Origin of the sequence: Streptomyces sp. cf386 (genome assembly GCF_900103585.1) — a bacterium.
In the GTDB taxonomy this organism is placed as follows: domain Bacteria; phylum Actinomycetota; class Actinomycetes; order Streptomycetales; family Streptomycetaceae; genus Streptomyces.
Genome location: NZ_FNHV01000001.1, coordinates 517,551 through 531,884, shown reverse-complemented (window position 1 = coordinate 531,884; position 14,334 = coordinate 517,551). Strand labels below are relative to the sequence as shown.

General features: G+C 70.4%; 10 protein-coding genes. 2 read left to right on the top strand and 8 right to left on the bottom strand.

Annotated elements, in window-relative coordinates:
- Positions 1-327: 327 nt before the first annotated feature.
- The 7 genes from BLU79_RS02295 to xylB form a co-directional block, all read right to left on the bottom strand.
- Entirely contained in the window at positions 328-2,133 is a 1,806-nt protein-coding gene (locus BLU79_RS02295) for an AMP-binding protein (RefSeq protein ID WP_305657733.1), read from the bottom strand.
- A gap of 870 nt (positions 2,134-3,003) precedes the next feature.
- On the bottom strand, positions 3,004-4,527 hold the full coding sequence (locus BLU79_RS02285) for an acetaldehyde dehydrogenase ExaC (protein ID WP_093903853.1): 1,524 nt from the start codon (positions 4,525-4,527) through the stop codon (positions 3,004-3,006).
- A gap of 216 nt (positions 4,528-4,743) precedes the next feature.
- Entirely contained in the window at positions 4,744-6,057 is a 1,314-nt protein-coding gene (locus BLU79_RS02280; protein WP_093903852.1) for a GAF domain-containing protein, read from the bottom strand.
- Between the two features lie 161 nt (positions 6,058-6,218).
- Positions 6,219-6,818, bottom strand: coding sequence for an N-acetylmuramoyl-L-alanine amidase (locus BLU79_RS02275; protein WP_256333105.1), 600 nt, complete (start codon positions 6,816-6,818; stop codon positions 6,219-6,221).
- Between the two features lie 62 nt (positions 6,819-6,880).
- Positions 6,881-7,891, bottom strand: coding sequence for an acetamidase/formamidase family protein (locus BLU79_RS02270; protein WP_093903850.1), 1,011 nt, complete (start codon positions 7,889-7,891; stop codon positions 6,881-6,883).
- Positions 7,892-8,083: 192 nt separating this feature from the next.
- A complete protein-coding gene (locus BLU79_RS02265; protein ID WP_093903849.1) occupies positions 8,084-9,310 on the bottom strand; it encodes an ROK family transcriptional regulator in 1,227 nt (408 codons plus the stop codon).
- Between the two features lie 24 nt (positions 9,311-9,334).
- A complete protein-coding gene (xylB, locus tag BLU79_RS02260) occupies positions 9,335-10,780 on the bottom strand; it encodes a xylulokinase (RefSeq protein WP_093903848.1) in 1,446 nt (481 codons plus the stop codon).
- Between the two features lie 213 nt (positions 10,781-10,993).
- Here xylB and xylA point away from each other — a divergent pair, with 213 nt between their 5' ends.
- On the top strand, positions 10,994-12,160 hold the full coding sequence (xylA, locus tag BLU79_RS02255) for a xylose isomerase (protein WP_093903847.1): 1,167 nt from the start codon (positions 10,994-10,996) through the stop codon (positions 12,158-12,160).
- A gap of 456 nt (positions 12,161-12,616) precedes the next feature.
- Complete coding sequence (locus tag BLU79_RS02250; RefSeq protein ID WP_256333104.1) at positions 12,617-12,832, top strand: hypothetical protein; 216 nt, start codon at positions 12,617-12,619, stop codon at positions 12,830-12,832.
- A gap of 28 nt (positions 12,833-12,860) precedes the next feature.
- Here BLU79_RS02250 and BLU79_RS02245 read toward each other — a convergent pair whose 3' ends face one another.
- Complete coding sequence (locus BLU79_RS02245; protein ID WP_093903846.1) at positions 12,861-14,210, bottom strand: esterase-like activity of phytase family protein; 1,350 nt, start codon at positions 14,208-14,210, stop codon at positions 12,861-12,863.
- Positions 14,211-14,334: the final 124 nt, after the last annotated feature.

Here is a 14,334-nt window from a genome sequence, read left to right as displayed (position 1 = left end):
CAGGACTACACCCCGCGCGTCAGCGCCACCCCAGCGGCACACCGCCAACTCCTCGACCGCTCCAGCCGCACGCGACAACGCCACAGCGATCCCTCGGCCGTCGGACTGATTCGGACTGATTCGGAACGGCTGACCTCCGGGTACGCCCAGGTCATCCAGCCGTTGATCCAGATCGCCGAACAGCTCATTGAACTCCCGTATGTATGGGCTCACTTCCCTCGGCCACGCGAGGTCTCGCCGGGTGAAGTGCACCCGCCACCCTGTGATCGACATGACGCTGGACGACAGCCGCGGACAGCTCAACAGCGCATAGCAGAAGATGGACGGTCATACGGCGCGGCCTGCGCGTCGAAGGACAGGGCGGAGAGCCTCGATGACGCTCGCGTCGTCGACGGTGGAGGGGATGGGTTCGTCGAGGCCGTCGGCGATGCCGCGCATCGTCTTGCGAAGGATCTTTCCCGATCGGGTCTTGGGCAGGGCGGCCACGACCGCCACGCTCTTGAGCGAGGCGACGGCACCGATGCGGTCGCGTACGAGCTGGACGAGTTCGGCCTCGACCTCGGTCGCCTCGCGGCTGATGCCGGCTTTGAGGACGACGAAACCGCGCGGCACTTGCCCCTTCAGTGCGTCGGCGACCCCGATGACGGCGCATTCCGCGACATCGGGATGAGCCGCCAGGGCTTCCTCCATGCTGCCGGTGGACAGCCGGTGTCCGGCGACGTTGATGACGTCGTCGGTACGGCCCATGACGAAGACGTAGCCGTCGTCGTCGATGTGCCCGCTGTCGCCGGTGAGGTAGTAGCCGTCGAATGCGGAGAGGTAGGAGGCGACGTAGCGTTCGTCGTCGTTCCACAGGGTAGGAAGCGCGCCCGGCGGCAGGGGGAGCTTCACGACGATGGCGCCGTCGACGCCCGCGGGCACCGGATCGCCCGAGGGGTCGAGGACGCGGACGTCCCAGCCGGGCAGCGGGCGGGTGGGGGAACCGGGCTTGACGGGCGCGGCCTCGATGCCGACCGGGTTGGCGACGATGGGCCAGCCCGTCTCCGTCTGCCACCAGTGGTCGATCACCGGGATGTCCAGAAGGGTGCTCGCCCAGCGGTACGTCTCGGGGTCGAGGCGCTCGCCCGCGAGGAAGAGGTGGCGCAGGCCGGACAGGTCGTGGTCCACGGCGAGCAGACCCTTGGGGTCCTCCTTACGGATGGCCCGGAAAGCGGTGGGCGCGGTGAACATCGTCTTGACGCGGTACTCGGCGGCGACGCGCCAGAACTGCCCCGCGTCCGGGGTACCGACCGGCTTGCCCTCGTACAGGACCGTGGTCGCGCCGACCAGCAGCGGGGCGTAGACGATGTACGAGTGCCCGACGACCCATCCGACGTCCGAGCCGGTGAACATCGTCTCGCCCGGGCCCACGTCGTACACGGCGCCCATCGACCAGTGCAGGGCCACGGCACAACCGCCGCAGTCACGGACAACTCCCTTCGGTTTCCCGGTCGTTCCGGACGTGTAGAGGATGTACAGGGGCGCGTTCGCCGGGACGGGAACGCAGCCGGCCGGCGGTGCCGCGGCGACCAGGTCGGCCCAGTCGAGATCGTCGACCCCCAACTCGGCCCTCTCCTGCGGACGTTGCAGGACCACGCTCTTCTCCGGCTTGTGGACCGCGAGTTCGATCGCCCGGTCGAGCAGCGGCTTGTACGCGATGACCCGCTTGCCCTCGATGCCGCAGGAGGCGGAGACGACCACCTTGGGGGCGGCGTCGTCGATGCGGAGGGCGAGTTCGTGCGGGGCGAACCCGCCGAAGACCACCGAGTGCACGGCGCCGATGCGCGCACAGGCCAGCATCGCGATGGCGGCCTCGGGGACCATCGGCATGTAGATCACCACTCGGTCGCCCTGTTCCACACCGAGTTGCGCGAGCCCTCCGGCGAAGGCCGCCACCTCGTCCCTCAGTTGGGCGTAGGTGTAGGTGCGCCGGGTGCCGGTCACGGGTGAGTCGTAGACGAGTGCGGGTTGATCGCCGCGGCCCGCGTCGACGCCGTTGAAGCGCCCAAGGACGGAAGCCCCCAGGCATGTGAGGGTGCGGTCCGCTTCTGCAGCGGAGGCGTCGGGCAGGGCCGTGTCGTCGTGTCCAGCCACCAACGAGAAGGCCAGTGACCGGAATTCTGTCCAGAGGGACGAAATGCAGGGTCTGCTCACGCCAGAGCACGGCGGGCTTCAGAGGGGGTGAGCATGGCGAGATCTGCGGCGCATCCGAGTGTCGCAGGAGCGGGTGTACGACGAGGTCGAGCGGTCCGCCGCGGGCGGGGCGGGCAGTATGTGGGCCACGGCCCCGCTCATGTGGCTCTTCCTCGCCGGGCTGGGCCTGGACCTGCCCGGTTGGGTGGTGGGTCTGGCCATCGCGGCGTACGGCGTGCTGCTGAGCGTGCCGGCCGTGCTTCAGAACTGCCGTAACGCTTGGCCACGGCCTGAAGGGATCGCGTGGCCATCCGGTAATCGCGCCAAGGCGCAACGGACGATGAGCGCGCCGTCGCCATGCAGTGCCCATGCTGCGCCCAGATGCCGGGCGAAGTGTCAGGGCTTGTACGGGTAGTGGGGTACGGGTGGACAGTCCAGCTGCAGGACACGCCCCTTGACACGCGGCAGGCTGACGGGCGAGTCGGTGATCCGGGGGCCATCAACGGCCTGTGAGTCACCGAGCACCGTGAAAGGGCCATGGATGGACGACCGTCTCGGTCGTGCTGCCACAGGCTCATGTCCAGTGCATCCAGGACGAGTTGGATGTGTTTCGACGGCCAGCCGCCCTCGGGTCCAGTCGGTGACGGATGGGTGTGGGTCACAGCTGGACATACTGGCCAGGGGATCGGCCGATCATGAAGGGCGGGGGGGATCTGGCTTCGTTGCTTCAGAGCCGGTCGCCACGAAGCGTCGTCGAGCAATTGCTTACAGTGACTTCGGGTCTCGGTTGTCTGGAAGGCAGAGCTCCCTCCAGACAACCGACTTGAAGCTCTAGAAGAACCCAAGCCTCTTCGGGCTGTATGAAACAAGAAGGTTCTTGGTCTGCTGATAGTGCTCCAGCATCATCTTGTGCGTCTCACGCCCGATGCCCGAGCCCTTGTAGCCGCCGAAGGCCGCATGCGCCGGGTACGCGTGGTAGCAGTTCGTCCACACGCGCCCCGCCTGGATGGCGCGGCCCGCGCGGTACGCGGTGTTGATGTCCCGCGTCCACACTCCCGCACCAAGCCCGTACAGCGTGTCGTTGGCGATCTTGACGGCGTCGTCGAAGTCGTCGAAGGACGTCACCGACACGACCGGCCCGAAGATCTCCTCCTGGAAGATCCGCATCCGGTTATCGCCCTCGAAGACGGTCGGCTGGACGTAGTAGCCGCCCTTCAACTCGCCGTCGTGCTCGATACGTTCGCCGCCCGTGAGGACCCGGGCGCCCTCCTGCCGGCCGATGTCGAGGTAGGAGAGGATCTTCTCCAACTGGTCGTTGGACGCCTGTGCGCCGATCATCGTGTCCGTGTCCAGCGGGTGGCCGGTCTTGATGCGCTCGGTGCGAGCGATCGCCGCGTCCATGAACTCGGCGTAGCGGCCACGCTGGACCAGCGCCCGGGACGGGCACGTGCACACCTCGCCCTGGTTGAGCGCGAACATCGTGAAGCCTTCGAGCGCCTTGTCCCGGAAGTCGTCGTCGGCCGCCCAGACGTCGTCGAAGAAGATGTTCGGGGACTTGCCGCCGAGTTCGAGCGTGACCGGGGTGATGTTCTCCGAGGCGTACTGCATGATCAGCCGGCCGGTCGTGGTCTCCCCGGTGAACGCCACTTTGGCCACCCTGGGACTGGACGCCAGCGGTTTGCCCGCCTCCACGCCGAATCCGTTGACGACGTTGACCACGCCGGGCGGGAGCAGATCGGAGACCAGGCTCAGCCAGTAGTGGATGGACGCCGGCGTCTGCTCGGCCGGCTTGAGCACGACCGTGTTGCCCGCGGCCAGCGCGGGGGCGAGCTTCCAGGTCGCCATCAGGATCGGAAAGTTCCACGGGATGATCTGCGCGACGACGCCCAACGGCTCATGGAAGTGATACGCCACCGTGTCGTCGTCGACCTCGCCCAGCGAGCCCTCCTGCGCCCTGATCGCGCCCGCGAAGTAGCGGAAGTGGTCGATGGCCAGGGGGATGTCGGCCGCCAGCGTCTCCCGTACCGGCTTGCCGTTCTCCCAGCTCTCGGCAACCGCCAGCTTCTCTAGGTTCGCCTCCATACGGTCGGCGATCTTCAGCAGGATGTCGGCCCGCTCGGTCACCGACGTCCGGCCCCACGCGGGGGCGGCCGCGTGCGCCGAGTCCAGCGCCCGCTCCACGTCCTCCGCCGTACCCCGCGCGATCTCGGTGAACGGCTGCCCGTTCACCGGCGTCGGGTTCTCGAAGTACTGCCCCCGGATCGGCGGCACGTACTCACCGCCGATGAAGTGGTCGTAGCGCGCCTGGTAGGAGACGATCGCGCCCTCGGTGCCGGGCGCCGCGTAACGGGTCATGCTGCTCTGCCTCCCGAAGAAGCGCTGCCCGCCGTTGGGCAGCTCTCGGCGCGAGGCTAGGGACGGCTAGGTTGCAAGTACGTTGCGCGGGCCAGGGGTGGGCCCATCGGTCGGCCGGCGGTTCGACCAGCCCGCCGCTGGTTCGATCAGTTGACCGGTGATGGCGGTTCGACGGGTTGACGGCGGTTCGACCAGTTGACGGTGGTGGCGCTTCGATCAGTACGGCGGACGGCCCTCCCAGACAGGCTGCGCCGCGAGCTCGGACTCCAGCGCGGCCAGCCTCGACCGCACCACCGCCGTCGGCCGCACCACGGCGAGCGCCCGCCACACGTCCAGGTCGTCCTCGCCCCACGGCGTGTGCGCCCAGTCGGCCAACAGGTCGGGGTCGTGGCGGGCGATCAGCGCCGTACGCAGGCCGTCGGCCAGCCGCCGCCTGAGCCGCACCACCGCCGGTGCCTGGGAGCCGGGCAGCAGCGGGCCGGAGTACGCCGTGACCGCGGCCGTGACCGCACCCGTCTCCAGCCGACGCTCGACGACCGCCACGTCCGACTCGATCGGCACCGTCAGCCGGTACGGCCGCGAGGCGAGCAGCCCGGGGCTCAGCGTCCGGCGCAGGCGGGCCAGTTCGGCGCGCAGTGTCACCGGCGTCACCGACTCGTCCTCGTACAGCGCGCACAGCAACTCGTCCCCGGTCAGCCCCTCCGGATGGCGGGCCAGCAGCACCAGGATCTCGCTGTGCCGGCGACTGAGTCTGACCCGTCGGCCACCCATGAGCAGCTGCGCCTCGTCCCGGCCCAGTGCGCTCAGCTCCGGCGTGTCGGCGGCCGGCGCAGGCGGGGCGAGCAGCGCCAGTTGGGACTCCGCGGCACGGGCCACCGCCTGCACGAACCCCAGACTGTGCGGATGCGCGAGCCTGTCCCCGCCGGTGATGTCCACCGCGCCCAGCACCCGTCCGCTGCGCGGATCGTGCACCGGCGCCGCCGCGCAGGTCCAGGGCTGTACCCGGCGGATGAAGTGCTCGGCTGCGAACACCTGCACCGGCCGGTCCACGGCGACCGCCGTGCCCGGCGCGTTCGTACCGACCGCGGTCTCCGCCCACCGCGCCCCCGGCACGAAGTTCATCCGCCCCGCCTTCCGCCGGGTCGTGGGATGGCCCTCCACCCACAGCAGCCTGCCGTGCGTGTCGCACACGGCGAGCAGGTGCTCGCCGTCGGCGGCGAACGTGCCCAGCAGCTCCCGGAACAGCGGCATCACCCGCGCCAGCGGATGCTCCGCGCGATAGGCGCCGAGGTCTCCGTCGGCCAGCTCCACATTGGCGGTCCCGTCCGGACCGACACCGGCCCGCGCGGAACGCCGCCACGAGTCGGCCACCACGTCACGCACCGGCTGCGGCACCGTCCCCGCCTCGGTGAACGTCTCATGCGCACGGCGCAGCACACGGACACGCTCGGCGGGGTCGGCCCCCGGCTCCAGGGCCACCCACGGATCGGTCAACTCGGCCTCCCCGGAAGGCGATGCGGCTGGGGACATCGTCACTCCGGGTACGCGCGCGGACAACCTTTTCGACGGGAGGCACCCGAAGGACGGGCACACCGGCGCAGATGTGCGACTCCTCGGGCGACATCGACCAGTCATGTGTTGAGGCGGCGTCGACCAGTTGTGTGTTCAGGCGACATCGACCAGTCGTGTGTTCAGACGGCGTCGACCAGTCGTATGTAGCGCGTCCAGTCCCAGTGCGGACCGGGATCGGTGTGGTCGGTGCCCGGCACTTCGTAGTGCCCGATGATGTGCGCGCGGTCCTTCGGTATGCCGTGCCTCGCGCATATGGCCGCGGTGAGCCGGGCCGATGTCTCGTACAGGACGTCGGTGAAGTAGCCGGGCCGGTCGACCCAGCCCTCGTGCTCGATGCCGATGCTGCGCGTGTTGTGGTCCCAGTCCCCGGCATGCCAGGCGATGTCCGCCTCGCGAACGCACTGGGAGGTGTGTCCGTCGGCGGACCGGACGACATAGTGGGCGGACACCTTCTTCTTCGGGTTCTGGAAGACGGACAGGGAGTTGGGGTAGGTGGTCTGCGTCACGTGGATGATCACCCGGTCGACAGGATGGGTCGTAGGACGGTTCGCCACCGTGTAGTTGGCGGTGCTCGCCGGCTGCCACTCGGCGAGCGGGTAGTCCGGACCCGGGATGTGTGCTCCGGCCCGCCATTCAGGGAGCAGGGCGTACGGGACGGCGGCGAGGGCGGTGCCTTGCAGGATCCGGCGTCGGCTGAGGAGGGGGCTTACGCGTTCCAAAGGGCGATGGCCTTTCATCGTCGAGGTTGGCCACGGGTCGGTGTTGACGTCGGCCGGGGCGCTCAGCGCAGTGTCGCTGCCGTCTCCCGCAGTCGCGCGTGGACGCCACGGTGCGTCTCACGTGCGGGCAGCCACTGCTTGCGGATCTTGGCCACGCACGTGTAATTGGTGTCGCACACGTTGGCCAGCGGCGACTCGACGGCCTGGGTCGCGAACTGGTACGCGTCCAGCTCGCTGAACCCGTAGTCGCGCACCAGCCACTGCACCAGCTCCAACTGGGATATCCGGAAGGCGTCCTCCAGCGGCCGGGCCGAACCCGTCGCGATGATGTGGGTGTCCGACTCGATGCGGGGCCAGGGCGTGGCAAGTCCCTTGAGCAGCTCGACGATCACCACGGTGTTCATCGCGCACTCGACCGCGACTCCACAGGTCTCGCCCTCCCCCTGCCGGGCATGTCCGTCGCCGAGACTGAGCAGCGCGCCCTCGACGTTCACCCCGAGATAGCAGGTGACGCCCGCCCGCATCTCCGGTGTGTCCATGTTCCCGCCGTGGGCGTCGGGCACCAGGGCCGAGCGCACCTCGAGATTGGCCGGCGCCACCCCGACGGTGCCGTGCATCGGGTCCATGGGCAGCTCGGCCTCGATGTCACTGTCGTGCGCCCGGAACAGCGCCGTACGCCGTGTCCGGTCGAGCTGCCAGATCCAGACGGTCTCCGGGAGCGGCGGTTGCAGCGTGGCCGTGGTGTGCGTCGAGGTGAGTGCGCCGAACAGCGGGACGGTGCTGGACGCGGCCCAGTCCCGGGCCGGTTCGATCGACACGAAGTGCACGGCGACCGTGTCACCCGGCTCGGCGCCTTCGACGTAGAAGGGCCCGGTCTGCGGGTTGAGGAAGGGGAACTCGCACACCTCGGACACCAGGTCCTTCTCGGACCGCACCCGTCCGGCGAAACAGTCCTCCGTGTACAGGTCGAGGACCGTGCCGGGTGCGATGCGCGCCACGGGAGGTGCCCCGCCGAAGGTCCAGGCGTACTCGCCGGGCTCGGGTCGCACGGTCAGGATCCGGGGGTCGCTCATCGCTGCACAGCTCCGTTCTGCGGAAGGCCGGTGGTGGAGGGGCGTCTCGCGGGAATCACGGTACGGCGCTGGTGGGTCGGGCAGAAGGGAGCGCTGGGTTTCCGTGGACAGCCCCGCGATTGTGGATAACTCGCTCACTCACACGAGTGAACTCGACCTGGAATGAGGTCGGTTCGGCAGTTCCGCGGACCGTCAGGTGCGCTCCGCCACGACCACCGGATCGTCGAGCACCGCCCGCACCACCGAATGCGCCGCCCCCAGCAACGGCCCCTGCGGACCCAGCCGCGACACGGACACCGGACAGGCGGGCCCCGCGGTGCGCCGGTCCAACTCGGCCTCCAGCGACGGCAGCAGCCAGGGCGCGAGTCCCGCCAGCGCGCCGCCCAGCACCACGCTCTCGGGGTCGAGCAGATTGACCGCGCCCGTCAGGGCGATACCGAGCGCCGTGCCCGCGTCGCGCAGAGCCCGCCGTACGTCCTCGTCGCCCTCGGCGGCACGCTCGGCGAGCAGGCCGACGCGGTCCTCGCCCGGCTCCAGTCCGGCTGCGCGCAGTACGGCTTCCTCACCGGCGTACTGCTCAAGGCATCCGCGCCCGCCGCACGGACACTGGGGTCCGTCCGGTCGGACGGGCACGTGCCCCAACTCGCCCGCGAATCCACGGGTTCCGTGCAGCAGCCCACCGTCCACCACGACAGCCGCGCCGATGCCGATCTCCGCCGACACGTGCAGGAAGTCACGCGGAGTGCCCTCGCCGAGCCAGAGTTCGGCGAGCGCGCCGAAGTTGGCCTCGTTGCCGACGGTCAGCGGGAAGTCCACGGTCATGGGGAAGTCCACGGGCAGCAGAGCGCCGAGGTCCGTGTCGCGCCAGTCGAGGTTCGGCGCACGTACGACCGTACGGGCGTCCCGCGCGACGAGTCCCGGCACGGCGATCGCCAGACCGGCGGGCCACAGCCCCTCGCGCTCGGCTTCTGCGAGCACCCGGCGCACCAGCTCGGTGAGTTCCCCGATCACCGGCTCGGGCGTACGGCCCCGGTTCGCGCCGTACCGCACGGCCCTGGACCGCACCTCGCCGCGCAGGTCGACTGCGCAGACGGCGAGGTGGTCGACGCCGATCTCCGCGCCGATCCCGGCCGGACCGTGCCCGCTGACGGCCAGCGCCGATCCGGGGCGGCCCACCCGGCCGGGCCGCTCGGGACCGAGTTCCTCCAGCAGCCCCGAGCGGATCAGCTCGTCGACGAGCGTCGACACCGCGGCACGGGTCAGCCCGATACGGGAGGCGACGGCGGCACGGGAGAGCGGACCCTCGGCGCTGACGGTGTGCATCACGCGGGCGAGGTTGCGGCGGCGCATGCCCTGCTGGGTGTTGGGCAGCGCGGGTCCGGCGCCGGCCGGATGGGCCTCGTGCAGCGGTGCGGTCATGCCTCCGTCAGTCCTCGTCCGTCCTCAGTGGGCTTCTGGGCTTCGCTCCAGCAGCGGGGCCGCGTCGGAGAGTACCCCGCTGATCCTGGCCAGCGTCCTCTCGTCCCGCTCCACGGCGCCGAGCACCGGCCCACGCGCGGTGTTCCAGCGCCGGGCGACCGCTGCCGGATCCTCGCCGGTCAGCAGGCCGGCCGCCTGTGCCGCCGCGCCGAGCGCGACCAGTTCCTTGGCCTCGGGCACCTGCACCGGGCGCCCCGACAGCCGTCGTACGGTCTGCTGCCAGGCGGTGCCCCGGGCGCCGCCGCCGATCAGCAGCAGCGGGGCCGAGCGGTCGGCGTCGTCGTCCAGGACGAGGTCCAGGGCACCCAGCAGCGCGTGGACGGCGCCGTCGTAGGCGGCCTGCAGCAGCTGACCGGCGGTCGTGTCGTGGCGCAGTCCGTGCAGGACACCGGAGGCGTTCGGCAGGTTCGGGGTGCGTTCGCCGTCCAGGTAGGGCAGGAGGGTGAGGCCGGTGGTGGGCTCGACGGCCTCGCGGTCGAGGCCCAGCAGGGCGGCGAGGCGGTCGACGGCGAGCGTGCAGTTCAGGGTGCATGCCAGTGGCAGCCAGTCGCCGTGCGCGTCGGCGAACCCTGCCACGGTGCCGGTCGGGTCGGCGGGGCGTCGCCTCGACACCGCGTACACAGTGCCCGACGTGCCGAGGCTCAGCACGGGCATACCGGGTCGCAGACCGAGGCCCAGAGCGGCGGCGGCATTGTCGCCGGTGCCGGGAGCGACCAGGGTGCCCTTGGAGAACGGCAGATCGTGGCTGTCACGCACGGTGCCCGCGACCTCGCCGGGCCGGACCACACGGGGCAGTAGCGCCGGGTCGAGCCCGACGTGCGCGAGGATCTCCTCGTCGTACGACTCCGTCCCCGACGCCCACCAGCCCGTACCGGAGGCGTCGCCGCGGTCGGTGGTGCCCTGACCGGTGAGGCGCTCGGTCAGATAGTCGTGGGGGAGACGGACTGCCTTGGTGGCCCGGACCGCCTCGGGCTCGTGCTCGGCCAGCCAGGCCCACTTCGTGACCGTGAAGGACGCGGCCGGGACGGAGCCCGTGCGCTCGGCCCAGAACTTCGCGCCCCCGAGCTCCTCGGTCAGCCGGCCGGCCTGCGGCGCCGAGCGCACGTCATTCCACAGCAGAGCCGGACGCACCGGCTCGCCCTGTGCGTCCAGGGTGACCAGGCCGTGCTGCTGCCCGCCGATCGACACCGCGGCGGCCTCGTGCGCGGCATCGCCGCACTGGTGCAGCGCCTCGCACAGGGCCTCCCACCACTGGCGCGGGTCGCTCTCGCGGCCGGCTCCGGAGGACACCGTGTGCGGCGCCTGGCCGCTCGCGACGACCTGTCCGGTCGAGGCGTCGACGACCAGCGCTTTGGTGGACTGGGTGGACGTGTCCACGCCGACGACGAGCGGACCCTCGGCTGCTGACATCGGGCTCTCCCTCTTCCGCGGCTCGCGGGATCTGACCTGCTGCTTCAAGGGTGCCCCGGAAAACCACGACCCGGACCTCACCCCTTCGGGGACATCTTGTCCCTTCCCAGGGACGCGTCGGCATACTAATTTGTAAACCGCGATGACGAAATAGTCGGAGCAAGCTCGTAGTAACCCGTAGCAAGCAGTCGTCAGCAAGCAAGGAGCCGCGGCATGAGCTACCAGCCCACCCCCGAGGACAGGTTCACCTTCGGCCTGTGGACCGTCGGCTGGCAGGGACGGGACCCCTTCGGCGACGCCACCCGCCGTGCCCTCGACCCCGTCGAGACGGTGCAGCGCCTGGCCGAGCTCGGCGCCCACGGCGTCACCTTCCACGACGACGACCTGATCCCCTTCGGGTCCTCGGACAGTGAGCGCGAGGCGCACATCAAGCGCTTCCGCGAGGCCCTCGACGCGACCGGCATGAAGGTGCCGATGGCCACCACCAACCTCTTCACGCACCCCGTCTTCAAGGACGGCGCGTTCACCGCCAACGACCGCGACGTGCGCCGCTACGCCCTGCGCAAGACGATCCGCAACATCGACCTCGCGGTCGAGCTGGGCGCGCAGACGTACGTCGCCTGGGGCGGCCGCGAGGGCGCCGAGTCCGGAGCCGCCAAGGACGTGCGCGTGGCTCTCGACCGCATGAAGGAGGCCTTCGACCTCCTCGGCGAGTACGTCACCTCCCAGGGCTACGACCTGAAGTTCGCGATCGAGCCCAAGCCGAACGAGCCGCGCGGCGACATCCTGCTGCCCACCGTCGGCCACGCACTGGCGTTCATCGAGCGCCTGGAGCGCCCCGAGCTGTACGGCGTGAACCCCGAGGTGGGCCACGAGCAGATGGCCGGGCTCAACTTCCCGCACGGCATCGCGCAGGCCCTGTGGGCGGGCAAGCTCTTCCACATCGACCTCAACGGCCAGTCCGGTATCAAGTACGACCAGGACCTGCGCTTCGGCGCCGGCGACCTGCGCGCCGCTTTCTGGCTGGTCGACCTCCTGGAGAGCGCCGGCTACGCGGGCCCCAAGCACTTCGACTTCAAGCCGCCGCGGACCGAGGACCTCGACGGTGTGTGGGCATCGGCCGCGGGATGCATGCGCAACTACCTCATCCTGAAGGAGCGTTCGGCCGCCTTCCGTGCCGACCCAGAGGTGCAGGAGGCCCTGCGTGCCTCGCGCCTGGACGAGCTGGCGCAGCCGACCGCCGCCGACGGCCTCAAGTCGCTGCTCGCGGACCGCACGGCCTTCGAGGAGTTCGACGTCGAGGCGACCGCCGCGCGCGGGATGGCCTTCGAGCGTCTCGACCAGCTGGCGATGGACCACCTGCTGGGCGCCCGCGGCTGAGGCCACGCGCGCGTGCCCTGTCATCGCCCTACCGCGTGTGACCCGCCCGCCCGAGGGATCCGGTCACACGCGGTGCGCGTTGCGCGGTGCTGACGGGGCTTCGTGCCGGATGTTCCGGAATCATCTGATCCACGGCATGGGCGGGTATCAACTCGCCCGCAGGGGTCGCGTCCTGACGGATATGAGGCGACTCTTGACGGTATGGCCATGCCGCCCGTACCGCCTCAGCCGCCCGGACCGCCGGGTGACACGCCGCCTCCGGGTGGCGGCTTCGGACCGCCTCCGACGGGGGGATACGGACCCCCGGGAGGCTACGGTCCCCCTCCGGGCAACAGCGGCCCGCCCTCGTACGGTGACTGGCCGCCGCCGGAACCACCCGACGGGGGTGGTGGACCGAGGCGGCGGCGGAATCCGCTGTTCATCCTGCTCGCCGCGATCGTGGTCGTCGGAGCTGTCGTGGCCGTAGTTCTCATGGCCTCGGGAAGCGACGACTCGCCCGACGGGAAACCATCGGGCGAGACCAGCACGAGCGGCACGCCCAAGCCGTCCTTCAGCATCCCGACCAAGCTCCCCAGCGAGCTGCCGACGTCGCTGCCGTCGGGGTTCCCCACCGAGCTGCCCAGCGCTTTTCCGAGCGATCTGGAGTCGCTGCTTCCGTCCCTGGGGGAGTAGCTGCCGTAGGCGGTCTCGTGAGCGACTGTCAGATGCCGCGCGGCAGCCGCACGTAGATCACCGACGTCTCCACACCGCTGTCGACCAGCCGGCCCTGGGCGTCGAAGGCGCCCTCGCCGTCCGTCATACCGAAGTCGTTGTCGTTGATGAGCGCGAGAGTGTCGTGGTCCACGCGCGCGATGCCCTCGATCTTGCCGGGCACGCCGGCGACCGTGCCCAGGTCGACGACCAGCTTCTTGGCCAGCACCGGCACCCCCGAGACGGCAGGGTCGTCGAGCTGCTCGAGCGACGGAGACGTCATGTCGTCGTCCCAGGGACCACGCAGGATGTTCGAGGCCGGGTCCAGACGCACCATCTGGATCCGGGCGGCCTTGTCGGTGCGTTCCTCGACCAACAACCGGTTCCCGCCCACGGCCACGACCGACGAGATCTTCAGCTCGGAGGTGTCGTCCTCGCTCGGGTCCACCACGTCCACCGGGTCGAAGCGGTACGCGTACTCCGCGGTGACTGCCTTCCTCTTCGGTGAGAACCGCAGCAGCCGCGTGGTCCGCGACGCCTCCCCGGCATCGGTGTCCGGCAGGGACAGCGGGCTCTGTACGGCCATCACCAGGTCGCCGCCGGGCAGTTGGGCCAGCCCTTCGAAGCCGCGGTTGATCTTCCGGTGCAGCAGAACGGACGGCAGCGCCTCCACCACCGGGTAGTCGGTGCCGGTGAGGCCGAGCCCCTCGGGTACGTAGCGGGTGAGGACCTTCCCGCGCGCGGAGACGTGCACAAGGGACGGACCGTACTCGTCGACGAGCCAGAAACTCCCGTCGGTGGCCCGCACGATGCCCTCGGTGTCCAGCCCGTTCGGGTTGTACGTCAGAGGGGTCCGCGCGTTGTAGGAGTACGGTGCCTCGTCGCGCCCCTCCTGGTTCGACAGCCCGGTGACGGGCTTCCCGGACCTGGTCGTGACCGGGATCGCGTCCAGCATCCGCACGGTGCCTCCCGACACCCGGATCTTCACGATCGCCGGATCGAAGCCCGGCACGGGGAACGTACGGCGCTTCGTGCCGTCCACCTTGATCTGGCCGTTGGGGCCGCGGTCGGTGACCGTCCAGAACTCGCCCTTGCGGCCCGTCGGGTAGATGTCGCTGCCGATGCCGCCGAGGTCCACGCCCCGGTCGTCGGCCACGGTGCCGGGCAGCAGCGCGTTGCTGAACTCGCCGAGGGAGATGTCGCCCAGCGTCGCCGCGCGCACGACGTGCGCCTCGCCGGCCGCGTCCCCGGAGCCGGCGGCGGGTCCGGCGGCGGCCAGCAGCGTCGCGACCACGGCGAGGGGTGCGCCCCCTGCGACGAATCGGTGAGCGCGGCGCCGGCCGGTGGCGTGCGGGGACATCGGGCCTCCTGAGGAGCAAGTTCGCTGACAGCGGCCAGGGTTGAAGTCTGCGCGGAACGTCGTACGACGGTGAGGTGAACACAATGCGACGGGCGCTCGTCGAGCCGACTTCCACGGGCAGCTG